The sequence below is a fragment of the Enterobacter roggenkampii genome (genome assembly GCF_001729805.1).
Lineage (GTDB): Bacteria > Pseudomonadota > Gammaproteobacteria > Enterobacterales > Enterobacteriaceae > Enterobacter > Enterobacter roggenkampii.
The window spans coordinates 4,171,802-4,197,355 of the sequence record NZ_CP017184.1 but is presented as its reverse complement, the minus strand read 5'-3'; the positions used below and the strand labels follow the sequence as shown (position 1 = coordinate 4,197,355).

The window sequence follows — 25,554 nt, the reverse complement described above, 5'->3', positions numbered from 1 at the left end:
TTTACAGCCGCTTAACAGAAGAGGGCAGGAACGAAAGTTACAGACTTTTCAGCATTCTGACTTCGCAATCAACGTGGCCGGTACAGCCCAGCGGCGCATCGATATGCTCAAAGCCCAGATGTTCATACAGGCCGATGGCCTCTTTGAGGAAGGCGGTCGTTTCCAGGTAGCAGCGGGTAAAACCCTGCTTGCGCGCGTGATCCAGCGCCATCAGCGCCAGCTTTTTTGCCAGTCCTTGTCCGCGTGCCGTTGGCAGGAAATACATTTTCTGCAGTTCGCAGATATCCGGCTCGCTGCAGCTGAGGGGCGCCACGCCGCCGCCGCCCACGACCTGGCCGTTCTGCTCGATGACCCAGTAGGCATGACCAGGCTGGCTGTAGAGCTGGAAAAGCGCGTCCAGATTCGGGTCGGCAACCGTGTAGCCCTTGTCAGCCGTCAGGCCATATTCGGCAGAAACGGTGCGAATAACGGCGGCGATAGCCGGGTTATCCTGCTCAGCGATCCGGCGCATCGTCGTCGCGACGGGGGTAATCACGCTCATAGCATTACTCATTACAAAAATTGACACATAACTGCTGTTAATAGCACCGCAGAAAGGGGAGTGCAAGCGAGGAGTTTTCAGGAAGGTTACCCCTTACGCCCTGAAGCGTAAGGGGTAAAAGCATTACAGGGCAGCGATAACCGCCTGCTGCTCAATCAGTTTGGTCTTCGCATCGGCGAAGGCAACCAGACGCTCACGCTCTTTCGCGATGACCGCTTCCGGCGCGCGGGCAACAAAGCCTTCGTTCGCCAGCTTGCTTTCGATTTTGCCAATTTCCACGTCGACTTTCGCCACTTCTTTCGCCAGACGAGCCAGCTCAGCGTCTTTGTCGATCAGACCCGCCATCGGGATCAGCAGCTCGGCGCCGTCGATGATTTTGGTCACGGAAACCGGACCTTTGTCATCAGCAGGCAGCACGGTGATGCTTTCCAGACGCGCCATGGTTTTCAGGAAGGTGTTGTTCTCGGTGACGCGACGAACGGCCGCTTCGCTACAGCCGCGCAGCAGCAGCTCCAGCGGTTTGCCCGGCGCGATGTTCATTTCAGCACGAATGTTACGTACCGCCACGATCGCCTGCTTCAGCCACTCGGTATCCGCAGACGCCGCTTCATCAACCTTAGCCGCATCGAACGCCGGGAACGGCTGCAGCATGATGGTGTCGGCGTTGATGCCTGCAATCACCTTCACGCGCTGCCAGATGGTCTCGGTGATGAATGGAATAACCGGATGCGCCAGGCGCAGCAGGCCTTCCAGAACGGTAATCAGCGTGTTGCGCGTGCCGCGCAGTTCCGCCTCAGTGCCGCCGTTCATGACCGGCTTCGCCAGCTCCAGATACCAGTCACAGAACTGGTTCCAGGTGAATTCATACAGAATGCCCGCCGCGATATCGAAGCGGTAGCTGTCCAGCGCGTCGCGGAACGCTTTCACGGTCTGGTTGAATTCCGCCAGGATCCAGCGGTCGGCCAGGGAGAGGGTCATCTCGCCGCCGTTGAAGCCGCAATCCTGATCTTCGGTGTTCATCAGCACGAAGCGGCTGGCGTTCCACAGCTTGTTACAGAAGTTACGGTAACCTTCCAGACGCTTCATGTCCCAGTTGATGTCACGGCCGGTCGAGGCCAGCGCTGCCAGGGTGAAGCGCAGGGCGTCGGTACCGTGAGCCTCAATCCCGTTCGGGAACTGCTTCTCGGTGCGCTTGCGGATTTTCTCCGCCAGCTGAGGCTGCATCATGTTGCCGGTGCGTTTTTCCAGCAGCTCTTCCAGAGAAATACCGTCAACCATATCCAGCGGGTCAATGACGTTACCCTTGGATTTGGACATCTTCTGGCCTTCATCGTCGCGGATCAGACCGGTCATGTAGACGGTATGGAACGGAACCTGCGGCTTGCCGTCTTCGTCTTTGATGAAGTGCATGGTCATCATGATCATGCGGGCAATCCAGAAGAAGATAATGTCGAAGCCGGACACCATCACGCTCGTTGGGTGGAACTGACGCAGCGCGTCGGTGTTTTCTGGCCAGCCGAGGGTGGAGAAGGTCCACAGCGCGGAGGAGAACCAGGTATCCAGCACGTCTTCGTCCTGACGCAGGGCAACGTCAGCGCTCAGGTTGTTTTCCTGGCGCACTTCATCTTCGCTGCGGCCAACGTACACGTTGCCTTCGTTGTCGTACCATGCCGGGATACGGTGACCCCACCACAGCTGACGGGAGATACACCAGTCCTGAATATCGCGCATCCAGGAGAAGTACATGTTTTCGTACTGCTTCGGCACGAACTGAATGCTGCCGTTTTCAACCGCTTCCACAGCCGGTTTCGCCAGCACGTCGGCACGCACGTACCACTGGTCGGTCAGCATTGGCTCGATAACCACGCCGCCACGGTCGCCGTATGGCACGGTCAGATCGTGAGGTTTGATCTCTTCCAGCAGGCCGAGTGCGTCAACGGCAGCCACGATGGCTTTACGCGCGGCAAAGCGTTCCAGCTTCTGGAACTCGGCCGGGATGTCGCTGGAATAAACGTCGGATTCGTTGCCTTTGGTGTCGTACACTTCTGCGCTTTCGCGGATATCGCCGTCGAAGGTCAGAATGTTGATCATCGGCAGGGCGTGACGACGGCCCACTTCATAGTCGTTGAAGTCGTGCGCCGGGGTGATTTTCACGCAGCCGGTGCCTTTTTCCATGTCGGCGTGTTCGTCGCCCACAATCGGAATACGGCGGTTTACCAGCGGCAGCACCACGAATTTGCCAATCAGATCTTTATAACGCGGATCTTCCGGGTTAACGGCCACGCCGGTATCGCCCAGCAGGGTTTCCGGACGGGTGGTCGCGACCACCAGGTAATCTTTACCGTCAGCGGTTTTTGCGCCGTCGGCCAGCGGATAGCGGATGTGCCACATGGAGCCTTTAGACTCGCGGTTTTCCACTTCCAGATCGGAAATCGCGGTGCGCAGTTTTGGATCCCAGTTAACCAGGCGCTTGCCGCGGTAAATCAGGTCTTCTTTATACAGGCGGACGAAGACTTCTTTCACGGCGTTGGAAAGGCCTTCATCCATGGTGAAGCGCTCGCGCTCCCAGTCCACGGAGTTGCCGAGACGGCGCATCTGACGGGTAATGGTGCCGCCAGATTCCGCTTTCCACTGCCAGATTTTGTCGATGAACGCGTCGCGACCGTAGTCGTGGCGGGTTTTCCCTTCTTCAGCGGCAATTTTACGCTCAACCACCATCTGGGTCGCGATACCCGCGTGGTCAGTCCCCGCCTGCCACAGGGTGTTTTTGCCCTGCATGCGCTGGTAGCGGATCATGGTGTCCATGATGGTCTGCTGGAAAGCATGACCCATATGCAAACTGCCGGTGACGTTCGGCGGCGGGATCATGATGCAGAAGGACTCTTTGCTTTCGTCGCCGTTAGGCTTGAAATAGCCCTGCTGTTCCCAGTGCTCGTAAAGCGGCTGTTCGATATCGCGTGGGTTATATGTCTTTTCCATTATTTCCAGGTTGCCGTATTCAGGTTAAAACCAGCCAGGCGGTACGCTTTATAGCGTTCGCGCGCCAGTTGTTTCAAGGATTCTTCGTAAGGGACAAAGTCTACCACTTCTGTGAAAGCGGTGGCAAAATCTGCAAAATCTATCCGCAGGCTAATCAGAATGTCGCGCGCGCTGCTGTTGCGCTTTTGCGGCCAGGCAATTTCCACCGGCGCCCCGCCGCGTGGCCCTTCGCCTGACAGGTTATGCGGAACAAAGCTCTCCGGCGGGCGGGCCCACAGCGCTTCATCGAGACGAATCGCCTGCTGCTCATCTTCACAGGCTATCAACACGCGTTTGCCTGCGCGCCAACGTTCTGCGGCAATTTCACACACCAGCTGTTCGACGGCGCTGAGTCCCTCCTGATGGGTGTCGTTGTCCAGAAGGTAGAACGTTGCATTCTTCATATATGGGGCTTCTTGTCGTGGATTTAAATGCTAAGCCGGGTGGCGCTTCGCTTACCCGGCCTACGGTTGAGTGGCGTGTAGGCCGGGTAAGGCGAAGCCGCCACCCGGCACTTTGTATCACTCGTCGCCGTTAAAACCCGCACGATTGAGCAGGAACTGCGACAGCAGCGCCACCGGACGACCGGTTGCGCCTTTGGCCTTACCGGAGCGCCATGCGGTGCCCGCGATATCCAGGTGCGCCCAGTTGTACTTGCGGGTAAAGCGCGCCAGGAAGCATCCCGCGGTGATTGCCCCGCCAGGACGTCCGCCAATGTTCGCCATATCCGCGAAGTTAGACTCCAGCTGCTCCTGATATTCATCCCCCAGCGGCAGACGCCATGCGCGGTCACCGGCCTGCTCCGAGGCGCTAATCAGCTCGTGTGCCAGCGGATTATGGTTAGACATCAGGCCGGTAATGTGGTGGCCAAGGGCAATCACACAGGCACCGGTCAGGGTGGCGACGTCAATGACCGCTTCCGGCTCGAAGCGCTCAACGTAGGTCAACACGTCACAGAGTACCAGACGGCCTTCGGCGTCGGTGTTCAGCACTTCTACCGTCTGGCCAGACATGGTGGTCAGGACGTCACCCGGGCGATACGCGCGACCGCCGGGCATGTTTTCGCAGCCCGCCAGGACCCCGATCACGTTGATCGGCAGCTGAAGTTCCGCGACCATGCGCATCACGCCGTAAACCGCCGCCGCGCCGCACATGTCGTATTTCATCTCGTCCATGCCTTCGGCAGGCTTGATGGAGATACCGCCGGAATCGAAGGTCAGGCCTTTACCGACCAGCACGACAGGGCGCGCGTCTTCGGCCGGGTTGCCCTTGTACTCGATAACCGACATCAGGGATTCGTTCTGAGAGCCGTTACCCACCGCCAGGTAAGAGTGCATTCCCAGCTCTTTCATCTGCTGTTCGCCGATGACGCGGGTAATCACGTTTTTGCTGTAGGCGTCGGCCAGCTGGCGCGCCTGAGAGGCGAGGTAAGCGGCGTTACAGATGTTCGGCGGCATGTTGCCGAGATCTTTTGCCGCTTTAATACCGGCGGCAATCGCCAGACCGTGCTGGATGGCGCGCTCGCCGCTGGTCAGCTCGCGACGGGTTGGCACGTTAAAGACCATTTTACGCAGCGGACGACGCGGCTCGCTTTTATTGGTCTTCAGCTGATCGAAGCTGTACAGGCTCTCTTTTGCCGTTTCGACTGCCTGACGCACTTTCCAGTAGGTGTTACGCCCTTTAACGTGCAGCTCGGTCAGGAAGCATACCGCTTCCATTGAACCGGTATCATTCAGCGTATTGATGGTTTTCTGAATCACCTGCTTGTACTGACGTTCATCCAGCTCGCGTTCTTTGCCGCAGCCAATCAGCAGAATGCGCTCTGACAGTACGTTCGGAACATGGTGCAGTAACAGCGTCTGCCCAGGTTTGCCTTCCAGTTCGCCACGGCGCAGCAGGGCGCTAATATAGCCGTCACTGATTTTATCGAGTTGTTCGGCGATCGGGGAGAGTCGGCGTGGTTCAAAGACGCCCACAACGATGCAGGCACTCCGCTGTTTCTCCGGGCTACCGCTTTTTACACTGAACTCCATGCACTACGCTCCTGAATCTTAAAGACAACGGCGGCGGCTACGGATAGAATTGAAACCTTTCGTAACTCATGTCCGCTGTTGTGGTGACTTCGTGTTAATCTTACGTTACTACGGTTTCGACACGTCAGAAAAAGTCCTGAAGCGTGAATCCGCCGGATGTTTTAATCTTAGCGATGATTTCGACGACTCAAGAGAATAAATGACGTTTAAGCCATGAAACAAGCGATTTTCCAGCAAAGAGACGGGTTTTTACGGGCGTATTTAAAGTGATAATCATAAGATATCTGGTGCGGGAGACGCTCAAAAGCCAACTGGCGATCCTCTTCATCCTGCTGCTGATTTTTTTCTGTCAGAAGCTGGTTAAGATCCTCGGTGCGGCCGTTGACGGCGAAATTCCAACAAATCTGGTGCTTTCCCTGCTTGGTTTAGGGATCCCGGAAATGGCGCAGCTTATCCTGCCGCTAAGTCTTTTCCTTGGCCTGCTCATGACGCTTGGGAAACTCTACACCGAGAGTGAAATCACGGTGATGCATGCCTGTGGCCTGAGCAAAGCGGTGCTGGTCAAAGCCGCCATGATACTGGCGCTGTTCACGGGTATCGTTGCGGCGGTGAATGTGATGTGGGCGGGTCCTCTGTCTTCTCGCCATCAGGACGAAGTGCTGGCCGAAGCGAAAGCCAACCCCGGCATGGCGGCGTTAGCCCAGGGGCAGTTCCAGCAGGCAACCGACGGGAACTCCGTGCTGTTTATTGAGAGCGTTGACGGCAGCAAATTCAACGATGTCTTCCTGGCGCAGCTGCGTCCTAAAGGTAACGCGCGTCCTTCTGTGGTGGTTGCCGACTCCGGTCAGCTTGCTCAGCGCAATGATGGTTCTCAGGTCGTGACGCTGAACAAAGGCACCCGTTTCGAAGGCACCGCGATGCTGCGTGACTTCCGCATTACGGATTTCCAGAACTATCAGGCCATTATCGGCCATCAGACCGTGGCGCTCGACCCAACGGATACCGAGCAAATGGACATGCGTACCCTCTGGAATACCGATACCAACCGAGCGCGTGCTGAGTTCCACTGGCGTATTACGCTTGTCTTCACCGTGTTTATGATGGCGCTGATTGTCGTTCCGCTGAGCGTGGTGAACCCGCGTCAGGGACGCGTGCTCTCTATGCTGCCAGCGATGCTGCTTTACCTGATCTATTTCCTGCTGCAAACCTCGATTCGTTCCAACGGCGCGAAGGGTAAGCTGGACCCTATGGTCTGGACATGGTTCGTTAACAGCCTGTACATCTTACTGGCGCTGGGGTTAAACCTGTGGGATACGGTGCCTGTGCGCCGCATACGTGCCCGATTCTCGCGTAAAGGAGCCATCTAATGCAGGCGTTTGGCGTTCTTGATCGCTATATCGGTAAAACCATTTTTACCACCATCATGATGACGTTGTTCATGCTGGTGTCCCTCTCCGGCATTATCAAATTTGTCGATCAGCTGAAAAAAGCCGGGCAGGGGAGCTATGACGCGCTGGGCGCGGGGATGTATACCCTGCTCAGCGTGCCGAAAGATGTGCAGATCTTCTTCCCGATGGCGGCCCTGCTGGGGGCGCTGCTGGGGCTGGGGATGCTGGCGCAGCGCAGTGAGCTGGTCGTTATGCAGGCTTCGGGTTTTACCCGTATGCAGGTCGCGCTGTCGGTAATGAAAACCGCCATCCCCCTGGTGCTGTTGACCATGGCGATTGGCGAGTGGGTCGCGCCGCAGGGCGAACAGATGGCGCGTAACTACCGTGCTCAGGCCATGTACGGCGGCTCACTGCTCTCGACTCAGCAAGGTTTATGGGCGAAAGATGGTAAAAACTTCGTCTACATCGAACGGGTGAAGGGGAATGATGAACTGGGCGGGGTGAGCATCTACGCTTTCGATGACCAGCGCCGTCTGCAGTCCGTTCGCCACGCCTCTTCGGCGAAGTTTGACGCCGAACATAAGCAGTGGCGGTTGTCCCAGGTTGATGAATCTAACCTGACCGATCCGAAACAGATTACGGGTTCTCAGACGGTAACGGGTACGTGGAAAACCAACCTGACGCCCGATAAGCTCGGCGTCGTGGCGCTGGATCCTGACGCGCTCTCCATCAGTGGTTTGCACAACTATGTGAAATACCTGAAGTCGAGCGGACAGGATGCGGGACGCTATCAGCTCAACATGTGGAGCAAAATCTTCCAGCCGATGTCCGTGGCGGTAATGATGCTGATGGCGCTGTCGTTTATCTTCGGCCCGTTGCGCAGCGTGCCGATGGGGGTCCGCGTCGTGACCGGCATCAGCTTCGGCTTTGTGTTCTACGTGCTCGATCAGATCTTCGGTCCGCTGACGCTGGTTTATGGCATTCCGCCGATTATCGGTGCGCTGCTGCCAAGCGCCAGCTTCCTCCTGATCAGTCTCTGGCTGCTATTGAAACGCTCCTGATTGACCTCGCCTCGCTTCCGGTTACCCGGGAGCGAGGCTAATCTCCTGTTTCACCCCGCACTTTTTCTCACAACCTTCAACGTCCCGCCGCGAATTTGAGTATTATTGAGCGATAACGTCGTGAAGGGATCCTCTATGAAGCAAATTCGAATGCTTGCCCAGTATTACGTCGACCTGATGATGAAGCTTGGGCTGGTGCGTTTTTCCATGCTGCTTGCGCTGGCGCTGGTCGTTCTGGCCATTGTCGTGCAAATGGCGGTTACCATGGTTCTGCATGGTCAGGTCGAGAGTATCGACGTCATCCGCTCCATCTTCTTTGGCTTGCTTATTACTCCCTGGGCGGTCTATTTCCTTTCCGTGGTGGTTGAACAGCTGGAAGAGTCCCGTCAGCGTTTGTCTAAGCTGGTGGATAAGCTGGAAGAGATGCGCGAGCGCGACCTGAAGCTCAACGTCCAGCTCAAAGACAACATTGCGCAGCTGAATCAGGAGATTTCAGATCGTGAGAAAGCGGAGGCCGAGCGTCAGGCCACCCTGGAACAGCTGAAAATCGAAATGAAAGAGCGCGAGGTCACGCAGATCCAGCTTGAGCAGCAATCTTCTTTCCTGCGATCGTTCCTGGATGCGTCGCCGGATCTGGTGTTCTACCGTAATGAAGATAAAGAGTTTTCCGGCTGTAACCGGGCGATGGAGCTGCTCACCGGGAAAAGCGAGAAGCAGCTGATACACCTGAAGCCGCAGGACGTTTACTCTGAAGAGGCGGCGGCCAAGGTCATGGAGACCGACGAAAAAGTCTTCCGTCATAACGTCTCGCTGACCTATGAACAGTGGCTGGATTACCCGGACGGGCGCAAAGCCTGCTTTGAGATCCGTAAGGTGCCCTACTATGACCGCGTGGGGAAACGCCACGGCCTGATGGGCTTTGGCCGCGATATTACCGAGCGTAAGCGCTATCAGGATGCCCTGGAGCGCGCCAGCCGCGACAAGACCACCTTTATCTCCACCATCAGCCACGAGCTGCGTACGCCGCTTAACGGCATCGTCGGGTTGAGCCGTATTCTGCTGGATACCGACCTGACCGCAGAGCAGGAAAAATACCTCAAGACTATCCATGTTTCAGCGGTCACGCTGGGTAATATCTTCAACGATATTATTGATATGGATAAGATGGAGCGCCGTAAAGTTCAGCTTGATAACCAGCCTGTGGATTTCACCAGCTTCCTTGCCGATCTGGAAAACCTGTCTGGCCTGCAGGCGCAGCAGAAGGGATTGAGCTTTGTCATGGAGCCAACCCTGCCGCTGCCGCATAAAGTGGTGACGGACGGCACGCGACTGCGCCAGATCCTGTGGAACCTGATCAGCAACGCGGTGAAATTTACCCAGAAAGGAAAGGTTGCGGTGCGTATCCGCTATGACGAAGGTGACATGCTGCACTTCGAGGTGGAAGACTCCGGGATGGGTATTCCGCTGGAGGAGCAGGACAAAATCTTCGCCATGTACTATCAGGTGAAGGACAGCAACGGTGGGAAACCGGCCACCGGTACGGGCATTGGCCTGGCGGTCTCTAAACGTCTGGCGAAGAGTATGGGCGGCGATATCACCGTTGCCAGCCAGCCGGGCAAAGGGTCAACCTTCACGCTGACGGTCCATGCCCCTGCGGTGGCGGAAGAGGTAGAGGATACCTTTGAAAATGACGATATGCCGCTGCCTGCCCTGCACGTCCTGCTGGTGGAAGATATTGAGCTGAACGTAATTGTGGCGCGCTCTGTGCTGGAAAAACTGGGCAACAGCGTGGATGTCGCGATGACCGGTAAAGCCGCGCTGGAGATGTTTAAACCCGGCGAATACGATCTTGTTCTGCTGGATATTCAATTACCGGATATGACCGGGCTGGATATCTCGCGCGAGTTGACGCGTCAGTACGCGGCCGACGAACTGCCGCCGCTGGTTGCCCTGACGGCGAACGTGCTGAAAGATAAAAAAGAGTATCTCGATGCCGGTATGGACGATGTACTCAGCAAGCCGCTGGCGGTGCCTGCTCTGACCGCTATGATCAAAAAGTTCTGGGATACCCATGATGAAGAGGAGAGCACCATGACGTCTGTTGATAGCGCAAAAGCCCAAACGATACTCGATACCGCGATGCTGGAGCAGTACATCGATCTGGTGGGGCCGAAACTGATTACCGACGGTCTGGCGGTGTTCGAAAAAATGATGCCGGGCTATCTGAGCGTGCTGGAATCCAACCTGACGGCTCGTGACCAGAAGGGTATCGTGGAAGAAGGACATAAAATCAAAGGTGCCGCCGGCTCGGTTGGCTTACGCCATCTGCAGCAGTTGGGGCAACAGATTCAGTCGCCTGATTTACCTGCATGGGAAGATAACGTGGGTGATTGGGTTGAAGAGATGAAACAGGAATGGCAAAACGATGTGGCGGTGCTAAAAGCCTGGGTTGACGCCAGAAAAAAATGACCCCGGATTAACCGGGGTGCGCGAATACTGCGCCAACACCAGGGAAATCGTGGCTGCGCCTGTTTTTAAACGTTATTTTTGAAAGGGCGCTGCCTGAAAAATTTAGGCCGCACGCAGATAAGATAGCAAATCTTAAATGGTTTGTTACATGAATCAGTGAAATGTGTGAAGCATAGCGTTTTAATCAAAATTATTAATGTGCTTCAGCAAGTTGCAGAAAAGGATTGTCATGATGAAAAAGATTGGTGTCGTGCTAAGCGGATGCGGTGTTTACGATGGCTCTGAGATACATGAAGCCGTCATCACGCTGCTGGCCCTGGCTAAGCAGGGAGCCGAGGTGATTTGTTTTGCACCGGACAAAAATCAGGCGGATGTGATTAACCATCTGACCGGTGAGCCGATGGCGGAAACCCGTAACGTGCTGATTGAAGCCGCGCGCATTGCGCGAGGTGTCATCCATCCTCTTATTCAGGCAGACCCTGCAGAGCTTGATGCGCTCATTGTGCCAGGTGGGTTTGGCGCAGCCAAAAATCTCAGTACCTTTGCCGCGCAGGGCGCGGAGTGTCAGATCGATCCTCATCTCAAAGCGCTGTCGCAGGCCATGCATGCGGCAGGAAAACCGCTGGGCTTTATCTGTATAGCACCTGCGATGTTGCCTAAAATTTTTGATTTCCCGCTGCGCCTGACTATCGGGACGGATATTGATACCGCAGAGATTGTCGAAGAAATGGGGGGCGAACACGTTCCGTGCCCGGTGGATGACATTGTGGTTGATGAAGATAACAAGATTGTCACCACGCCTGCGTATATGCTGGCGAAGAATATCGCGGAAGCCGCCGTGGGCATTGAAAAACTGGTCGCCCGCGTGCTGGTGCTGACGGAATGAGGCGTCCGTTTTCCGCAGGCGCATGGGTGAAACGCCTTCTTCTACGCATTGTTCTCGTCATGGCGGTGTTCTGGGGAGGCGGGCTGGCCGTGTTCAGCATTATGCCGGTCCCGTTCTCTGCCGTGATGGTTGAGCGTCAGCTCGGCGCGTGGCTCAGCGGCGATTTCGGCTATGTTGCCCATTCTGACTGGGTAAGCATGGACGAGATCTCTCCGTTTATGGGGCTGGCGGTCATCGCAGCGGAGGATCAGAAATTCCCGGAGCACTGGGGGTTCGACGTTGCGGCCATTGAGAAGGCGCTGGCGCATAACGAACGCCATGAAAACCGCGTGCGCGGCGCGTCAACCTTGTCGCAGCAGACGGCCAAAAATCTGTTTCTGTGGGACGGCCGCAGCTGGGTGCGAAAGGGGCTGGAAGCGGGGCTCACCCTGGGCATGGAAACGGTCTGGAGCAAAAAGCGCATTCTGACCGTGTATCTCAACGTTGCCGAGTTTGGCGACGGGGTATTTGGTGTCGAAGCTGCATCACAACGCTATTTTAATAAACCCGCCAGCAAGCTGAGCATGTCTGAGGCGGCGCTGCTCGCGGCTGTTCTGCCTAATCCCATCCGTTTTAAAGCCAGTGCCCCCTCAGGGTACGTGCGAAGCCGTCAGGCGTGGATTATGCGCCAGATGCGTCAGTTGGGAGGAGAAGGGTTTATGGAGAGCAACAAACTTATGTAGGGCGGGTAAGCGCAGCGCCACCCGCCTGAAGGGCAGAGACCTTAATCTTCGTCGAACCCTGCGTTAAACAGCGCAATCACCGCCGCCAGCGCTTCCTCTTCCTGGGGGCCGGTGGCTTCGACTTCAATCTGACGCCCTTTGGCGGAATCCAGCATCAGCAGCGCAATGACGCTGTTCGCCTCCGCTTCGGTACCTTCGTCATTCCGCAGCAGAACTTCTGCATCGAAACCCTGCATCAGCTCAAACAGCTTCATCGCCGGGCGCGCATGCATGCCCAGCTTATTGGTGATCTCAACGGTCTGTTTTACGGTCATGTTTTACGTTTTTCCAGCGTGCGATGACGGGACTGAACGTTCTTCCCGCGCGAGCGGAAATAGTCGGCCAGCTGTTCGGCGATATAAACCGAACGATGTTTACCGCCGGTACAGCCAATCGCTACCGTCAGGTAGCTACGATTGTTTGTCTCCAGCATAGGTAACCATAGCTCAAGGTAGCTTCGCGTCTGGTAGATAAAATTGTGAACTTCTGTGTGCCTGTCGAGGAAGGCCGCGACGGGTTTATCCAGACCGGTCATAGGACGCAGTTTCGGATCCCAGTGTGGGTTCGGCAGGAAGCGCACGTCGAAAACATAATCCGCATCAATCGGGATACCGTGCTTGAAGCCAAAGGATTCGAACACCATCGTCAGTTCGCGCTCGCGTTTACCCAACAACCGGGTACGCAGCATTTCCGCCAGCTCGTGAACGGACATCTCAGAGGTGTCGACAATCAGGTCGGCGCGAGAACGCAGCGGCTCCAGCAGATCGCTCTCTTCATCGATTGCGCTCTCCAGGGAGAGGTTCTTACTGGAAAGCGGGTGCAAACGACGGGTGTCGCTGTAGCGACGGATCAGGGTATTACGGTCTGCATCGAGGAACAGCAGCTGAGGCGAGAACGTGTCAGGCAGGTTACTCATTGCCTGCTCGAAGATCTCTGGCGATTCCGGCATGTTACGAACGTCGATACTGACGGCGGCCGAGGTCTGTCTCTCCGCAAGCGTACGGGCCAGGTCGGGCAGCAACACGACCGGAAGGTTATCGACGCAGTAAAAACCCATGTCTTCCAGCGCGCGCAGAGCCACGGATTTCCCCGACCCTGAACGACCGCTGACAATCATCAGCACCATGTTCCGTTTCTCCTCAGGACAACAGATGTGAAGGCCATCTCCTGGTTATGCATCATCCTGATTGCCTTCTGCTTCGGTGATAATTTGATAAAGCTCTTCATCACTTTGAGCCGAGCGCAGTCGACGGCAAATGGTTTTATCAGCCAGACGTTTCGCGACCAGCGACAGCGTATGCAGATGGGTTTTCGTCTGGTCAGCAGGCACCAGCAGCGCGAAGAGGAGATCGACGGGCTGGTTATCAATGGCATCAAAGGCGATCGGTGTTTCAAGCTGCACAAACACACCGACGGCACGCAGGGTGTCCTCTTCCAGCTTGCCGTGCGGGATTGCGATGCCGTTGCCGATACCGGTACTGCCCATCTTTTCACGGGTCAGAATCGCTTCGAACACCACCTGCGGCGGCAGGCCCAGCTGTTTTGCGGCCAGTTCACTGATGATTTCCAGCGCACGTTTTTTGCTCTGGCAGTGAACCGCACTGCGGGTACATTCCTGGTTAAGGACATTGCTCAGTTGAAGAGCGGAATCGTTGTTCATCATAATTTCACCTAAGCGCTAACTGTACAAATGGCCTGTTGTGTTTCACAACAGGCCGTCCTGCACCCGTTAACTGCCCGGACAATTAGTGTTGTTTCAGTTTATCTTTATGTTTATTGAGCTGTCGCGCAAGCTTATCAATCAAGCCGTCGATAGCAGCGTACATGTCTTGCCCTTCCGCACTGGCATGCAGTTCCCCCCCGTTAACATGCAGGGTGGCATCCGAGATATGAGTCACTTTCTCCACTTTCAACACAATGTAGACCTGATTGATCCTTTCGAAATACTGCTCGAGTTTTGCAAACTTCGCGTTCACAAAGTCGCGTAAAGCCTCAGTAATTTCGACGTTTTGTCCAGTGATGTTGAGCTGCATAGTGTCTTCCTTATCGGTTGTGTCAGACCAGCTGTTTACGCTGGTTGGACGGCGGAATGGATAAAGACTCTCGATACTTCGCAACAGTACGACGTGCCACCATAATACCCTGATCGGACAGCATGGTGGTTAACTTACTGTCGCTTAGTGGCTTCGCGGGATTCTCCGCGGCGATCAACTTCTTCACCAGAGCACGAATGGCCGTTGACGACGCTTCGCCGCCGCCCTCGGTATTCACATGGCTGGAGAAGAAATACTTAAGCTCAAAAATACCGCGTGGACTGTGCAGATACTTCTGCGTGGTGACACGGGAAATGGTTGATTCATGCATCTCGACGGCCTGAGCGATATCCGCCAGCACCATCGGTTTCATATACTCTTCACCCTGCTCAAAGAACGCCTGCTGCTGTTCGACAATACAGCGGCTGACGCGTAGCAGCGTATCATTTCGGCTCTCCAGACTTTTGATCAGCCATCGCGCTTCCTGCAAATTGCTACGAATATATTGGTTGTCGGCGTCGTTACGCACGCTGGTGCACATGGAGGCATACTGCTGGTTGATTTGCAGGCGAGGGATGCTGTCTGAATTCAGTTCAACGACCCAGCGGCCGTTGTGTTTTCTGACCAGTACATCCGGGATCACGTACTCGGGCTCGCTGGTCTGGATCGACTGACCGGGGCGCGGATCGAGCGACTGGATCAGATTCACCGCTTCTTTCAGCACCTCTTCTTTCAGGCGCGTGACGCGCATCAGGGTGCGGAAATCGTGGTTCGCCAGCAGATCCAGATGATCGCTGATGATCGCGCGCGCCTCCTCGAGCCATGGCGTCTCTTTGCTGAACTGAGAAAGCTGAATCAGCAGGCAGTCGCGCAGATCTTTTGCGGCTACGCCTACCGGATCGAAACGCTGGATGCGCTTCAGAACGGCTTCGACTTCCTCAAGCTCAATCTCGTCGTCGCCCATGCTTTCCAGTATATCGTCGAGGGTGACGGTCAAATAGCCGGTGTCGTCAACGGCATCGACAATCGACGTGGCAATCGCGCGGTCGGTATCGGAGAAGGGGGTGAGTTCCACCTGCCACATCAGGTAATCCTGCAGCGACTGGGTGGTTTCGCCCTGATAGACCGGTAGCTCATCGTCCTGGTAGTCTGCACGCGTACCGGAAGGGGTTCCGGCGGTGTAGATTTCATCCCAGCTGGCATCAAGCGGAAGCTCGTCGGGCATCTCTTTTTGTTCGAGTGCATCCGCGGTATCGAGCGCTTCAGTATCCTGCGATTGCTGGGTATCTACCTCGTCATGAAGATCGGTTTGTTCCAGCAGGGGGTTACTGTCCAGCGCCTGCTGAAGCTCCTGCTGAAGTTCTAACGTGGACAGTTGCAACAGGCGAATTGCCTGCTGTAGCTGCGGCGTCATCGCCAGTTGTTGGCTGAGCCTTAATTGCAAACCTTGCTTCATGTTCAGAGCATTTTTCTCCGGTTCGGCGTTACGTTACCTCTACCCTATCAGAGTCTGAAGTCTTCCCCAAGATAGACGCGCTTAACATGATCGTCTTCGAGGATCTGCTGCGGCGTACCGTGGGCGATCAGATTGCCCTGGCTGACAATATAGGCGCGTTCACATACGGCCAGCGTTTCACGCACGTTGTGGTCGGTGATCAGTACGCCAAGCCCGCTGTCGCGCAGGTGCTCAATGATACGTTTAATGTCGATAACGGAGATGGGGTCAACGCCCGCAAACGGTTCATCCAGAAGGATAAATTTCGGGTTTGCGGCCAGCGCACGCGCAATCTCAACGCGACGGCGTTCGCCCCCGGAGAGTGCCTGACCGAGGCTGTCGCGCAGATGCTCAATGTGGAACTCTTCCATCAGCTCGTTGGCACGATCCTGACGCTGTTCGTTGGTCAGGTCGTTACGAATTTGCAGGACCGCCATCAGGTTGTCGTAAACGCTGAGACGACGGAAAATGGAGGCTTCCTGCGGCAGATAGCCGATCCCGCGACGCGCGCGCGCGTGCAGCGGCAGAAGACTGATGTCTTCATCGTCAATGATAATGTTGCCGGCATCGCGCGGCACAATACCCACGACCATGTAGAAGGTGGTCGTTTTACCCGCACCGTTCGGGCCAAGCAGCCCCACGATTTCGCCGGAGTTGACGGTCAGACTGACATCTTCTACGACACGGCGGCCCTTATAGGCCTTCGCGAGGTTTTTTGCAGTTAATGTTGCCATAACGAATTAGTTACTCTTCTTCTGTGCCGGGGCCTGGCCCTTGCCTTTGTCCTGCAGCTGCGACGGAACCAGTACGGTGGTCACGCGTTTGCCTTTCTCGCTGGAGGCCTGCATTTTTTGCTCTTTAACCAGATAGGTAATCTGGTCGCCGGTAATGTTGCTGTCCAGCTGTTCCAGATACGCATTCCCGGTCAGGATGACCAGATCCTTCGCCAGCTCATAGTGCATGTGCGTAGCGCGGCCTTTCACCGGCTTGCCGTTGTCCTGCATCTGGTAGAAGGTCGCCGGATTACCATAGCCATCGATAATCTCTTTGCCCTGCTCGCCACCCGGACGGGTCACGACCACTTTGTCGGCGTTGATTTTGATGGTGCCCTGGGTCATGACGACGTTACCCGTGAAGGTGACGACGTTACCCTGCATATCGAGAGACTGGGTGTCGGACTCAATATGGATCGGCTGGTCGGTATCGCCCGTTACAGCAAGCGCGGGGAGACTGGCCGCCAGCATCGCGCTGGCGATAATTACTTTAAGGCTGAGTTTGTTTGTTTTGAATTTCATAGGAGGTTCTAACCTTTTCAATCAGCTCGGCGTTCTTGCTGCGTAAGTTCCCGCGCATTCTTAAACCGCTGGAATTAAATGTTGTGCCATACAGTGTGACCAGATCCTGCGACGTCACGTCCTGGGTTACCAGGTTGATCTGGGCATTATCCGTCGTAATTTTTCGCAGTTGCGAGTCAGCGGTCAGGGCGTTGACTTCAACGTGGCCATACAGATAAAGCATACGGTCATTTGTCAGTTTGGCCCGATCTGACTTAATTGACCACGTCGGCACTTTGTCTTTATCAAATGTGGTCATCACAGGTTGGGTAAACCATGAAACGCCATCATCGGAAAAATATTCAACATGCTGGGCAATCAGGCGATAGTTCAGTGCGCCTTCCGGGCTGTAGACCACGGTGTCGCTGTGATCGCTTTTATAGGTTGGATCGGTATTGTTGATCACTTCCGTTTGCGTATCGTCGCGATCGGCAAGGTTCACGCCAATCAATACCAGTGCGACAAGCGAAAGCAAAATGATAATCCAACGTCTGGTTTTACTCATATCGATTGCCCTTTGGCCTCATCAAGCTTGCCCTGCGCCAGCAGAAGCAGATCGCAGACTTCACGGACAGCGCCGCGGCCACCGTTGATGTGGGTAACGTAGTCGGCGCGCGGGATCAGCAGCGGATGCGCATCGGCAACGGCGATGCTCAGCCCAACTTCAGCCATCACCGGCCAGTCAATCAGGTCGTCCCCGACGTAGGCCACGTTTTCCGGTGCGATAGCCAGTTTACCCAGTAAATCATTGAACGCCGCCATCTTATCGGATTGACCCTGATACAGATGGGTAATACCTAAAGTTTCACAGCGGTCTTCTACCAGTTTAGCGTTTCGTCCGGTGATGATCGCCACCTCAATCCCCGAGGTGAGCGCACAGCGGATACCGTAGCCGTCGCGAACGTTAAACGCCTTCAGCTCTTCACCATTATTGCCCATGTAAATCAGGCCGTCGGAGAGAACCCCATCCACATCGAGGATGAGCAGACGAATGTTTTCCGCCTTTGCCATCATCTGGGTACTGACCGGACCATAACAGGTTGCAAGGGATGCACCCGCATTACTCATTGTCTTATCCTTCATTACACTACGCCTGCGCGCAGCAGATCATGCATATGTACCACACCCAGCAACTGGTCGCCATCGGCAACCATAACGGAGGTGATATGGCGGGACTGCATCAGGTTCAGCACGTCCACGGCCAGCGTACCCGGACGCACGCGGATGCCGCCGGGCGTCATCACATCGGCAATACCGAGCGTGCGGACATCGACACCCATGTCGAACACGCGACGCAGGTCGCCATCGGTGAAGATCCCCTGAATTTTCATCAGATCGTCGCACACGACCGTCATCCCCAGATTCTTACGGGTGATTTCCAGCAGCGCATCACGCAGGGAGGCTTCTTTACTGACGTGAGGGATCTCATCCCCGGTGTGCATAATATCGTTTACCCGCAGCAGGAGCTTGCGCCCCAGCGCGCCGCCCGGGTGGGAAAGCGCGAAATCTTCCGGCGTAAAGCCACGGGCTTCAAGCAGCGCCACGGCAAGCGCATCGCCCATGACCAGTGCAGCGGTGGTGCTGGAGGTCGGCGCCAGACCGAGCGGACAGGCCTCCTTAGGAACCTTCACGCACAGGTGAATATCGGCTGCACGCGCCATGCTGCTTTCCGGACGGCTGGTCATGCAAATCAGCGGCACCTGCAGTCGCTTCAGAACCGGGATGAGCGCCAGGATTTCATTGGACTCACCGGAGTTGGAGAGCGCGATGACGATATCCTGCGGCGTGACCATACCCAGGTCCCCGTGCGCGGCCTCCCCCGGGTGGACAAAGAAAGAAGAGGTGCCGGTACTGGCAAAGGTTGCCGCCATTTTGCGTCCAATGTGGCCGGACTTGCCCATCCCCATCACCACGACTTTGCCGGCGCAGTAGAATATCTTCTCACATGCCAGACTAAAATCCTGATTAATGTACTGATCTAACTGCGCCAGACCTTCACGTTCAATCTCCAGAACGTCTTTGCCTGCTTTCTGAAAGTCAAAACCCGGCTGCAATTCTATTTGCGACATAATGCGTTTCCGTTTACCCAGAGAGAAGAGGCGAGAGCCAGTACAGCATCGCCATCCATACGATAAATCCACCCGTCAGCAGCGCGCCTGCGCCTTTGCCGATCTGTCGTTGCCGCCGCCAGCAGAGCAGGGCAAAAATTACGCTGACCAGCAACATCACGCCGTAATCACGTGAGAACGCCAGAGGATTAAAGGGCCCTGGCGAAATCAGGGCTGGCAGGCCCATCACAATGGCGATATTAAAAATGTTAGAGCCGATGATATTACCAATGGCAATGTCATCCTCACCTTTACGGGCCCCCGCAATGGCGGTGGCCAGCTCCGGCAGGCTGGTGCCGATGGCAATCACCGTCAGGCCAATGGTCAGCTCGCTGATGGCAAAATAGTTCGCCAGCACCGTTGCGTTATCCACGACCATGCGCGTTGCCATCGGCATGATGATCAGCGCGACGCCCAGCCAGAGCAGGGCAACAGGCAGCGTGCCTTCTCGTGGAAGCTCGGCGACCTGCTCGCGCGTGAGGCTATCCTGACCCTGCTTTTCAGCCTGACGGGCGATTTTAACACTATACAGCAGCCAAATAACGGCCAGCGCCAGCAGGAAAATGCCGTCGCTGTAGCTCAGTACGCCATCGTAAAATACGCACCCTGCCAGCAGGCTTACGAGTAACATTAGCGGCAATTCACGGCGCAGAACATCAGAATGCACGCGAAAAGGATGGAGCAGCGCGGCCAGGCCTAAAATCAATAAAATATTGACGATGTTAGAGCCAATGGCGGTGCCGACTGCCAGGTCTACCTGACCATGCAGCGAGGCAGAGACAGAGACGATGATTTCAGGAAGCGACGTTCCTGCGCTGACCACGGTCATCCCGATGACAACAGGCGGTACGCCACTCAGGCGACACAGGATAGATGCAGCAAACACTAAACGGTCAGCACTGTAGACCACCAACAGTAAACCAATTATTAACAGTGCTGTTGCTAAAAGCATCAAAAGTCCTTTCTTCAGGTATACTCGTCGGTCCATTGCTCGGGAATGGCTGGACTGCATACAGTCTGAGGCGTAACGAATTCCTAATTTTGACTTTATGCGCCGGAAAAGTAAAACAAATGCCAGCTTTCGCTAACCTCTACGGTTATTATTCTGTAAAAATGCGGAGTTTAGGGCTGATTCAGGCTACATGCCTTAACGTGAGCAGGATAAGAAAGGAACCATAAATGAGCCAAACCATGGCGAATTTAGTCGATGTCCGCGGTGTGAGTTTTTCTCGCGCCAACAGATTGATATTTGATGATATTTCGTTGACCGTGCCGCGTGGCAAAATTACTGCCATCATGGGGCCGTCCGGGATCGGTAAAACGACCCTGCTCCGCCTTATTGGTGGGCAGATCCCACCGGATAGCGGTGAAATCCTCTTTGATGGCGAAAACATCCCGGAGATGTCGCGCTCGCGCCTGTATACTGTTCGCAAACGCATGAGCATGCTCTTTCAGTCGGGGGCTTTGTTCACCGACATGAACGTCTTTGATAACGTTGCCTATCCGCTGCGCGAGCATACCAGCCTGCCGCCTGCGCTGCTGAAAAGCACGGTGATGATGAAGCTAGAAGCCGTCGGGCTGCGGGGCGCCGCGAAGCTGATGCCTTCGGAACTGTCCGGCGGGATGGCGCGTCGTGCCGCGCTGGCGCGAGCCATCGCATTAGAACCTGATTTAATCATGTTCGACGAACCGTTTGTCGGGCAGGATCCCATCACGATGGGCGTGCTGGTGAAGCTCATCTCTGAGCTGAACAGCGCGCTTGGCGTCACCTGCATTGTGGTGTCTCACGATGTACCTGAAGTGTTGAGCATTGCCGATTACGCCTACATCGTAGCGGACAAAAAGATCGTCGCACACGGTAGCGCCCAGGCGCTGCAGGAAAATTGCGATCCGCGCGTGCGGCAGTTCCTTGACGGTATTGCCGATGGCCCTGTGCCGTTCCGCTACCCGGCGGGCGACTATCGTGACGATTTACTGGGAATAGGGAGTTAAGCCACTCATGCTGTTAAATGCGTTGGCCGCTCTCGGACACCGTGGCATAAAAACCATCAGGACGTTCGGGCGTGCCGGATTGATGTTATTCAACGCGCTGGTCGGCAAGCCGGAATTCCGCAAGCACGCGCCGCTATTGGTGCGTCAGCTTTATAACGTCGGCGTGCTGTCGATGCTCATCATCATTGTCTCCGGTCTGTTTATCGGTATGGTGCTGGGTCTGCAGGGCTACCTGGTGCTGACAACCTACAGTGCGGAAACCAGCCTCGGGATGCTGGTGGCGCTCTCGCTGCTGCGTGAACTGGGGCCCGTTGTGGCGGCGCTGCTGTTCGCCGGGCGCGCGGGGTCGGCCTTAACGGCTGAAATTGGCCTGATGCGCGCGACCGAGCAGCTCTCCAGCATGGAGATGATGGCGGTCGATCCGCTGCGTCGCGTGATCTCGCCGCGTTTCTGGGCCGGGGTCATCTCTTTACCGCTGCTGACGATTCTGTTTGTCGCCGTGGGGATCTGGGGCGGTTCGCTGGTTGGCGTGCACTGGAAAGGCATTGATGCCGGTTTCTTCTGGTCTGCCATGCAGGACGCCATTGATCTGCGAATGGATCTGATTAACTGCCTGATTAAGAGCGTGGTATTTGCCATTACGGTCACCTGGATTGCATTGTTCAATGGTTACGATGCCATCCCGACGTCGGCGGGCATTAGCCGCGCAACTACACGTACAGTCGTTCATTCGTCGCTGGCCGTACTGGGTCTGGATTTTGTGCTCACCGCACTGATGTTTGGGAATTGAGTTCATGCAAACGAGAAAAAATGAAATTTGGGTCGGCGTATTCCTGCTGCTGGCGCTGCTGGCCGCGCTGTTTATCTGCCTGAGAGCGGCGGATATTACGTCTGTGCGCACCGAGCCGACGTATCGCATCTATGCCACCTTCGATAACATCGGCGGGCTGAAGGCGCGTTCACCGGTCCGTATTGGCGGCGTGGTGATCGGACGCGTATCTGACATTACGCTGGATGAGAAGACCTATCTGCCACGTGTCGCGATGGATATCGAAGAGCGTTACAACCACATTCCGGACACCAGCTCCCTTTCTATCCGGACTTCCGGTCTGCTGGGCGAACAATATCTGGCGCTTAACGTCGGTTTTGAAGACCCCGAGCTGGGAACGACTATCCTTAAGGACGGGAGCGTGATCCAGGACACCAAGTCCGCCATGGTGCTGGAAGATATGATTGGTCAGTTCCTTTACAACAGTAAAGGGGATGATAAAAAGTCTGACAATGCCCCTGCGCAGAGTGAAGACCATACCAATGCTGCGCCGACCCCAGGTGCTGCGAATTAATATCAGGAGAAGTCATTCATGTTTAAACGACTGTTAATGGTTGCCATGCTGGTTATTTCCCCTCTCACCGCGGTGCACGCGGCGGATCAGAGTAACCCGTACAAACTGATGGACGAAGCCGCGAAGAAAACCTTCGATCGTCTTAAAAACGAGCAGCCTAAGATTCGTGCTAATCCTGATTACCTGCGTGACGTGGTTGACCAGGAGCTGCTGCCGTACGTGCAGATCAAATATGCGGGAGCACTGGTGCTGGGCCGCTATTACAAAGACGCAACCCCGGCGCAGCGTGATGCCTATTTTGCCGCTTTCCGTGAATACCTGAAGCAGGCGTATGGTCAGGCGCTGGCGATGTACCACGGTCAGACCTATCAGATCGCCCCGGAGCAGCCGCTGGGTGATGCGACCATCGTCCCTATTCGCGTAACGATCAACGATCCTAACGGTCGTCCGCCGGTGCGTCTGGATTTCCAGTGGCGTAAAAACAGCCAGACCGGCCACTGGCAGGCGTATGACATGATCGCCGAAGGCGTAAGCATGATCACTACCAAACAGAACGAGTGGAGCGACCTGCTGCGCACCAAGGGGATTGATGGCCTGACCGCGCAGCTGCAGTCCATCGCTCGTCAGAAAATTAGTCTGGACGAGAAGAAGTAATGTCACAGCAACTCAGCTGGTCGCGTGAAGGCGAGACATTAAAGCTGTCCGGTGAGCTGGATCAGGATCTGCTGAACCCCTTATGGGATAAACGCCATGAGGCCATGCAGGGCGTGACGCTTATTGACTTAACCGACGTCACGCGGGTGGATACGGCAGGCGTTGCGCTGCTTGCCCATCTGGTTGCGGTAGGGAAAAAGCAGGGGACGAGCGTCACGCTTCGCGGCGCGAGCGACAATGTCGTGACCCTTGCGCAGCTCTACAATCTGCCTCAGGACGTACTGCCTCGTTAATATTTTCAGTGCGTTACTTCCGAAAGCCCTGACAGTTTCATCGTCGGGGCTTTTTGCTTGTTTAAGACGACGCCACTTTGCTCTAAGATGTTGGGCTTGTTTTCACTATCAGATGATTAAGAGCCCATGGAAAATCATGAAATCCAGACAGTGCTGATGAATGCACTCTCCCTTCAGGAAGCCCACGTCACAGGCGATGGCAGTCACTTCCAGGTTATTGCTGTGGGTGAGATGTTCGACGGTATGAGCCGTGTGAAGAAACAGCAGGCTGTGTACGCGCCGCTGATGGAATATATTGCGGATAACCGCATCCACGCCCTGTCGATTAAAGCGTTCACCCCGCAAGAGTGGGCACGCGATCGCAAACTAAACGGTTTTTGAGCTGAGGGCGACAGGCCCGCAGCACGGTTGAATTTATAAGAGAGCACACCATGGATAAATTTCGTGTACAGGGGCCAACGCGTCTCCAGGGCGAAGTCACAATTTCTGGCGCGAAAAACGCCGCGCTGCCCATCCTCTTTGCTGCACTGCTCGCGGAAGAGCCGGTAGAGATTCAGAACGTACCGAAGCTGAAAGATATCGACACCACCATGAAGCTGCTCACCCAGTTGGGCACGAAAGTCGAGCGTAACGGTTCCGTCTGGATCGACGCCAGCAAGGTGAATAACTTCTCTGCCCCTTACGATCTGGTGAAAACCATGCGTGCTTCCATCTGGGCGCTTGGCCCGCTGGTGGCGCGTTTCGGTCAGGGTCAGGTTTCGCTGCCGGGCGGTTGCGCTATCGGTGCGCGTCCGGTTGACCTGCACATCTTTGGCCTGGAAAAACTGGGCGCAGAGATCAAGCTGGAAGAAGGCTACGTTAAAGCGTCCGTCAATGGTCGTCTGAAAGGCGCGCACATTGTTATGGACAAAGTGAGCGTGGGTGCAACGGTGACCATTATGTCTGCGGCAACGCTGGCAGAAGGGACCACGATCATCGAAAACGCCGCGCGTGAACCGGAGATTGTGGATACTGCCAACTTCCTCGTGGCGCTGGGTGCGAAGATCTCCGGTCAGGGTACCGACCGCATCACCATCGAAGGCGTTGAGCGTCTGGGCGGGGGTGTCTATCGCGTACTGCCGGACCGTATCGAAACCGGTACCTTCCTGATCGCTGCTGCGATCTCTGGCGGGAAAATTGTTTGTCGTAACGCGCAGCCAGATACCCTGGATGCAGTGCTGGCGAAACTGCGCGATGCGGGTGCGGATATCGAAATCGGTGAAGACTGGATCAGCCTTGATATGCATGGACAGCGTCCAAAAGCGGTCAATGTGCGTACGGCACCGCATCCGGCGTTCCCAACTGACATGCAGGCACAGTTCACCTTGTTGAACCTGGTCGCCGAAGGGACCGGCTTTATCACGGAAACCATTTTCGAGAACCGCTTTATGCACGTACCGGAGCTGATCCGTATGGGGGCACGTGCCGAGATCGAAAGTAATACCGTGATTTGCCACGGCGTTGAGAAACTGTCCGGTGCTCAGGTGATGGCAACCGATCTGCGTGCGTCTGCCAGCCTGGTGTTGGCGGGTTGTATCGCGGAAGGCACAACGATCGTGGATCGTATTTATCACATCGATCGTGGCTATGAGCGTATCGAAGATAAACTGCGCGCGCTGGGTGCCAATATCGAGCGTGTGAAGGGCGAGTAATCGTTCCGGCAGCCCCCTGCCAGAAATGACCGGGGGGTTGCTGTTCCTGTCAAAAAAATCTTATTCCTGCGATTCTTTTTTTACTTTTCTCTGGCGAATCATGCGCGATCTGTCGATAAATTCATGGGTGACAGGATCGTGGTAGCGCGAAGGCCAAATCACCCACGGATGCGTGTCCAGCGCCGTTGCGATAATTAATTCTCCTTTTGGCCAGGGGCGGGTGAGGGCGTTTGCCAGAGTTGAAGAACTCAGTCCATGGCGGCGGGACTCTGCTGCCAGTGAAGTGCCTTTTTTGCGCAGTGCGGCAATAATATCAGCCGTGTGCCAGTCGATAAATTTCGTATCCATAACGCCGTCCTTAAGTTCGGATTCACCTACGCCGTTTCTTCTGAAACGACGGGTTTACTATACCCATTTCGAACTCTTGTTCTAAAAAGTTCGCGTTACTTGAAGG

Annotated in this window: 28 protein-coding genes; 12 read left to right on the top strand and 16 right to left on the bottom strand. The window is 55.5% G+C overall.

Annotation, left to right across the window (positions count from 1 at the left end; genetic code table 11):
* Nucleotides 1-37: 37 nt before the first annotated feature.
* From BFV67_RS19635 to pepA, 4 genes are all read right to left on the bottom strand, one after another.
* Complete coding sequence (locus BFV67_RS19635) at nucleotides 38-541, bottom strand: GNAT family N-acetyltransferase (RefSeq protein WP_008502817.1); 504 nt, start codon at nucleotides 539-541, stop codon at nucleotides 38-40.
* A gap of 123 nt (nucleotides 542-664) precedes the next feature.
* On the bottom strand, nucleotides 665-3,520 hold the full coding sequence (locus BFV67_RS19630; protein ID WP_055321273.1) for a valine--tRNA ligase: 2,856 nt from the start codon (nucleotides 3,518-3,520) through the stop codon (nucleotides 665-667).
* Entirely contained in the window at nucleotides 3,520-3,963 is a 444-nt protein-coding gene (holC, locus tag BFV67_RS19625) for a DNA polymerase III subunit chi (protein ID WP_025912557.1), read from the bottom strand. The genes BFV67_RS19630 and holC overlap by 1 nt, the downstream gene beginning before the upstream one ends.
* A 117-nt stretch (nucleotides 3,964-4,080) precedes the next feature.
* The gene (pepA, locus tag BFV67_RS19620; protein WP_008501434.1) at nucleotides 4,081-5,592 is read right to left on the bottom strand and encodes a leucyl aminopeptidase; all 1,512 of its coding nucleotides are present in this window, start codon (nucleotides 5,590-5,592) and stop codon (nucleotides 4,081-4,083) included.
* A 266-nt stretch (nucleotides 5,593-5,858) separates the two neighbouring features.
* Here pepA and lptF point away from each other — a divergent pair, with 266 nt between their 5' ends.
* The 5 genes from lptF (at nucleotide 5,859) to mtgA (ending at nucleotide 12,118) form a co-directional block, all read left to right on the top strand.
* Nucleotides 5,859-6,959, top strand: a complete 1,101-nt coding sequence (gene lptF, locus BFV67_RS19615) for an LPS export ABC transporter permease LptF (RefSeq protein WP_069598823.1) — start codon at nucleotides 5,859-5,861, stop codon at nucleotides 6,957-6,959.
* Complete coding sequence (gene lptG / locus BFV67_RS19610) at nucleotides 6,959-8,041, top strand: LPS export ABC transporter permease LptG (protein ID WP_045910114.1); 1,083 nt, start codon at nucleotides 6,959-6,961, stop codon at nucleotides 8,039-8,041. The genes lptF and lptG overlap by 1 nt, the downstream gene beginning before the upstream one ends.
* Before the next feature lie 135 nt (nucleotides 8,042-8,176).
* Nucleotides 8,177-10,510: an aerobic respiration two-component sensor histidine kinase ArcB gene (arcB, locus tag BFV67_RS19605; protein ID WP_008501438.1), complete on the top strand. Its 2,334-nt coding sequence runs from the start codon at nucleotides 8,177-8,179 to the stop codon at nucleotides 10,508-10,510.
* Between the two features lie 232 nt (nucleotides 10,511-10,742).
* The gene (gene elbB / locus BFV67_RS19600) at nucleotides 10,743-11,396 is read left to right on the top strand and encodes an isoprenoid biosynthesis glyoxalase ElbB (protein ID WP_039265405.1); all 654 of its coding nucleotides are present in this window, start codon (nucleotides 10,743-10,745) and stop codon (nucleotides 11,394-11,396) included.
* Nucleotides 11,393-12,118, top strand: coding sequence for a monofunctional biosynthetic peptidoglycan transglycosylase (gene mtgA / locus BFV67_RS19595; RefSeq protein WP_023326169.1), 726 nt, complete (start codon nucleotides 11,393-11,395; stop codon nucleotides 12,116-12,118). The genes elbB and mtgA overlap by 4 nt, the downstream gene beginning before the upstream one ends.
* Nucleotides 12,119-12,159: 41 nt before the next feature.
* Here mtgA and npr read toward each other — a convergent pair whose 3' ends face one another.
* The 11 genes from npr to BFV67_RS19540 form a co-directional block, all read right to left on the bottom strand.
* The gene (gene npr, locus BFV67_RS19590; RefSeq protein ID WP_003861872.1) at nucleotides 12,160-12,432 is read right to left on the bottom strand and encodes a PTS phosphocarrier protein NPr; all 273 of its coding nucleotides are present in this window, start codon (nucleotides 12,430-12,432) and stop codon (nucleotides 12,160-12,162) included.
* Complete coding sequence (rapZ, locus tag BFV67_RS19585; protein ID WP_008501442.1) at nucleotides 12,429-13,283, bottom strand: RNase adapter RapZ; 855 nt, start codon at nucleotides 13,281-13,283, stop codon at nucleotides 12,429-12,431. Before rapZ ends, npr begins: the two co-directional genes overlap by 4 nt.
* A gap of 45 nt (nucleotides 13,284-13,328) precedes the next feature.
* Complete coding sequence (gene ptsN, locus BFV67_RS19580) at nucleotides 13,329-13,820, bottom strand: PTS IIA-like nitrogen regulatory protein PtsN (protein ID WP_008501443.1); 492 nt, start codon at nucleotides 13,818-13,820, stop codon at nucleotides 13,329-13,331.
* 82 nt (nucleotides 13,821-13,902) lie between these two features.
* Nucleotides 13,903-14,190, bottom strand: a complete 288-nt coding sequence (hpf, locus tag BFV67_RS19575) for a ribosome hibernation promoting factor (protein WP_008501444.1) — start codon at nucleotides 14,188-14,190, stop codon at nucleotides 13,903-13,905.
* A gap of 22 nt (nucleotides 14,191-14,212) precedes the next feature.
* Entirely contained in the window at nucleotides 14,213-15,646 is a 1,434-nt protein-coding gene (gene rpoN / locus BFV67_RS19570) for an RNA polymerase factor sigma-54 (protein WP_008501445.1), read from the bottom strand.
* A gap of 47 nt (nucleotides 15,647-15,693) precedes the next feature.
* Nucleotides 15,694-16,419, bottom strand: a complete 726-nt coding sequence (lptB, locus tag BFV67_RS19565) for an LPS export ABC transporter ATP-binding protein (protein ID WP_008501446.1) — start codon at nucleotides 16,417-16,419, stop codon at nucleotides 15,694-15,696.
* Nucleotides 16,420-16,425: 6 nt separating this feature from the next.
* Nucleotides 16,426-16,980, bottom strand: coding sequence for a lipopolysaccharide ABC transporter substrate-binding protein LptA (lptA, locus tag BFV67_RS19560; protein ID WP_008501447.1), 555 nt, complete (start codon nucleotides 16,978-16,980; stop codon nucleotides 16,426-16,428).
* Nucleotides 16,949-17,524 carry an LPS export ABC transporter periplasmic protein LptC gene (lptC, locus tag BFV67_RS19555; RefSeq protein WP_021242266.1) on the bottom strand — a complete coding sequence of 192 codons (576 nt, stop codon included), beginning with the start codon at nucleotides 17,522-17,524 and terminating at the stop codon, nucleotides 16,949-16,951. Before lptC ends, lptA begins: the two co-directional genes overlap by 32 nt.
* Nucleotides 17,521-18,087, bottom strand: a complete 567-nt coding sequence (gene kdsC, locus BFV67_RS19550; RefSeq protein ID WP_008501449.1) for a 3-deoxy-manno-octulosonate-8-phosphatase KdsC — start codon at nucleotides 18,085-18,087, stop codon at nucleotides 17,521-17,523. Before kdsC ends, lptC begins: the two co-directional genes overlap by 4 nt.
* A 14-nt stretch (nucleotides 18,088-18,101) precedes the next feature.
* On the bottom strand, nucleotides 18,102-19,088 hold the full coding sequence (gene kdsD, locus BFV67_RS19545; protein ID WP_008501450.1) for an arabinose-5-phosphate isomerase KdsD: 987 nt from the start codon (nucleotides 19,086-19,088) through the stop codon (nucleotides 18,102-18,104).
* A gap of 13 nt (nucleotides 19,089-19,101) precedes the next feature.
* A complete protein-coding gene (locus tag BFV67_RS19540) occupies nucleotides 19,102-20,079 on the bottom strand; it encodes a calcium/sodium antiporter (protein WP_069598822.1) in 978 nt (325 codons plus the stop codon).
* A gap of 227 nt (nucleotides 20,080-20,306) precedes the next feature.
* Between BFV67_RS19540 and mlaF the strand changes: the two genes are divergently transcribed.
* The 7 genes from mlaF (at nucleotide 20,307) to murA (ending at nucleotide 25,100) form a co-directional block, all read left to right on the top strand.
* Nucleotides 20,307-21,119, top strand: coding sequence for a phospholipid ABC transporter ATP-binding protein MlaF (gene mlaF, locus BFV67_RS19535; protein ID WP_008501452.1), 813 nt, complete (start codon nucleotides 20,307-20,309; stop codon nucleotides 21,117-21,119).
* Between the two features lie 7 nt (nucleotides 21,120-21,126).
* Nucleotides 21,127-21,909, top strand: coding sequence for a lipid asymmetry maintenance ABC transporter permease subunit MlaE (gene mlaE / locus BFV67_RS19530; RefSeq protein WP_008501454.1), 783 nt, complete (start codon nucleotides 21,127-21,129; stop codon nucleotides 21,907-21,909).
* 4 nt (nucleotides 21,910-21,913) lie between these two features.
* Nucleotides 21,914-22,462, top strand: coding sequence for an outer membrane lipid asymmetry maintenance protein MlaD (mlaD, locus tag BFV67_RS19525; RefSeq protein WP_008501455.1), 549 nt, complete (start codon nucleotides 21,914-21,916; stop codon nucleotides 22,460-22,462).
* Nucleotides 22,463-22,480: 18 nt separating this feature from the next.
* The gene (gene mlaC, locus BFV67_RS19520) at nucleotides 22,481-23,116 is read left to right on the top strand and encodes a phospholipid-binding protein MlaC (RefSeq protein WP_045415319.1); all 636 of its coding nucleotides are present in this window, start codon (nucleotides 22,481-22,483) and stop codon (nucleotides 23,114-23,116) included.
* A complete protein-coding gene (gene mlaB, locus BFV67_RS19515) occupies nucleotides 23,116-23,409 on the top strand; it encodes a lipid asymmetry maintenance protein MlaB (protein ID WP_047367052.1) in 294 nt (97 codons plus the stop codon). The genes mlaC and mlaB overlap by 1 nt, the downstream gene beginning before the upstream one ends.
* A gap of 126 nt (nucleotides 23,410-23,535) precedes the next feature.
* On the top strand, nucleotides 23,536-23,790 hold the full coding sequence (gene ibaG / locus BFV67_RS19510) for a BolA family iron metabolism protein IbaG (RefSeq protein ID WP_008501458.1): 255 nt from the start codon (nucleotides 23,536-23,538) through the stop codon (nucleotides 23,788-23,790).
* Between the two features lie 50 nt (nucleotides 23,791-23,840).
* On the top strand, nucleotides 23,841-25,100 hold the full coding sequence (gene murA, locus BFV67_RS19505) for a UDP-N-acetylglucosamine 1-carboxyvinyltransferase (RefSeq protein WP_008501459.1): 1,260 nt from the start codon (nucleotides 23,841-23,843) through the stop codon (nucleotides 25,098-25,100).
* Nucleotides 25,101-25,160: 60 nt separating this feature from the next.
* On the opposite strand, the gene sfsB is transcribed toward murA, so the two are convergent.
* Nucleotides 25,161-25,448, bottom strand: coding sequence for a DNA-binding transcriptional regulator SfsB (gene sfsB / locus BFV67_RS19500; protein WP_008501460.1), 288 nt, complete (start codon nucleotides 25,446-25,448; stop codon nucleotides 25,161-25,163).
* Nucleotides 25,449-25,554: the final 106 nt, after the last annotated feature.

What these genes read in the sequence shown, in the direction of transcription:
- lptB (WP_008501446.1), bottom strand. Translation starts at nt 16,419, where the DNA reads ATGGCAACATTAACTGCAAAAAACCTCGCGAAGGCCTATAAGGGCCGC.
- mlaE (WP_008501454.1), top strand. Translation starts at nt 21,127, where the DNA reads ATGCTGTTAAATGCGTTGGCCGCTCTCGGACACCGTGGCATAAAAACC.
- lptA (WP_008501447.1), bottom strand. Translation starts at nt 16,980, where the DNA reads ATGAAATTCAAAACAAACAAACTCAGCCTTAAAGTAATTATCGCCAGC.
- arcB (WP_008501438.1), top strand. Translation starts at nt 8,177, where the DNA reads ATGAAGCAAATTCGAATGCTTGCCCAGTATTACGTCGACCTGATGATG.
- elbB (WP_039265405.1), top strand. Translation starts at nt 10,743, where the DNA reads ATGAAAAAGATTGGTGTCGTGCTAAGCGGATGCGGTGTTTACGATGGC.
- holC (WP_025912557.1), bottom strand. Translation starts at nt 3,963, where the DNA reads ATGAAGAATGCAACGTTCTACCTTCTGGACAACGACACCCATCAGGAG.
- mlaC (WP_045415319.1), top strand. Translation starts at nt 22,481, where the DNA reads ATGTTTAAACGACTGTTAATGGTTGCCATGCTGGTTATTTCCCCTCTC.
- hpf (WP_008501444.1), bottom strand. Translation starts at nt 14,190, where the DNA reads ATGCAGCTCAACATCACTGGACAAAACGTCGAAATTACTGAGGCTTTA.
- murA (WP_008501459.1), top strand. Translation starts at nt 23,841, where the DNA reads ATGGATAAATTTCGTGTACAGGGGCCAACGCGTCTCCAGGGCGAAGTC.
- lptG (WP_045910114.1), top strand. Translation starts at nt 6,959, where the DNA reads ATGCAGGCGTTTGGCGTTCTTGATCGCTATATCGGTAAAACCATTTTT.
- pepA (WP_008501434.1), bottom strand. Translation starts at nt 5,592, where the DNA reads ATGGAGTTCAGTGTAAAAAGCGGTAGCCCGGAGAAACAGCGGAGTGCC.
- mlaD (WP_008501455.1), top strand. Translation starts at nt 21,914, where the DNA reads ATGCAAACGAGAAAAAATGAAATTTGGGTCGGCGTATTCCTGCTGCTG.
- mtgA (WP_023326169.1), top strand. Translation starts at nt 11,393, where the DNA reads ATGAGGCGTCCGTTTTCCGCAGGCGCATGGGTGAAACGCCTTCTTCTA.
- BFV67_RS19635 (WP_008502817.1), bottom strand. Translation starts at nt 541, where the DNA reads ATGAGCGTGATTACCCCCGTCGCGACGACGATGCGCCGGATCGCTGAG.
- kdsC (WP_008501449.1), bottom strand. Translation starts at nt 18,087, where the DNA reads ATGAGTAATGCGGGTGCATCCCTTGCAACCTGTTATGGTCCGGTCAGT.
- kdsD (WP_008501450.1), bottom strand. Translation starts at nt 19,088, where the DNA reads ATGTCGCAAATAGAATTGCAGCCGGGTTTTGACTTTCAGAAAGCAGGC.
- ibaG (WP_008501458.1), top strand. Translation starts at nt 23,536, where the DNA reads ATGGAAAATCATGAAATCCAGACAGTGCTGATGAATGCACTCTCCCTT.
- mlaF (WP_008501452.1), top strand. Translation starts at nt 20,307, where the DNA reads ATGAGCCAAACCATGGCGAATTTAGTCGATGTCCGCGGTGTGAGTTTT.
- BFV67_RS19540 (WP_069598822.1), bottom strand. Translation starts at nt 20,079, where the DNA reads ATGCTTTTAGCAACAGCACTGTTAATAATTGGTTTACTGTTGGTGGTC.
- BFV67_RS19630 (WP_055321273.1), bottom strand. Translation starts at nt 3,520, where the DNA reads ATGGAAAAGACATATAACCCACGCGATATCGAACAGCCGCTTTACGAG.
- rpoN (WP_008501445.1), bottom strand. Translation starts at nt 15,646, where the DNA reads ATGAAGCAAGGTTTGCAATTAAGGCTCAGCCAACAACTGGCGATGACG.
- rapZ (WP_008501442.1), bottom strand. Translation starts at nt 13,283, where the DNA reads ATGGTGCTGATGATTGTCAGCGGTCGTTCAGGGTCGGGGAAATCCGTG.
- mlaB (WP_047367052.1), top strand. Translation starts at nt 23,116, where the DNA reads ATGTCACAGCAACTCAGCTGGTCGCGTGAAGGCGAGACATTAAAGCTG.
- ptsN (WP_008501443.1), bottom strand. Translation starts at nt 13,820, where the DNA reads ATGATGAACAACGATTCCGCTCTTCAACTGAGCAATGTCCTTAACCAG.
- npr (WP_003861872.1), bottom strand. Translation starts at nt 12,432, where the DNA reads ATGACCGTAAAACAGACCGTTGAGATCACCAATAAGCTGGGCATGCAT.
- lptC (WP_021242266.1), bottom strand. Translation starts at nt 17,524, where the DNA reads ATGAGTAAAACCAGACGTTGGATTATCATTTTGCTTTCGCTTGTCGCA.
- sfsB (WP_008501460.1), bottom strand. Translation starts at nt 25,448, where the DNA reads ATGGATACGAAATTTATCGACTGGCACACGGCTGATATTATTGCCGCA.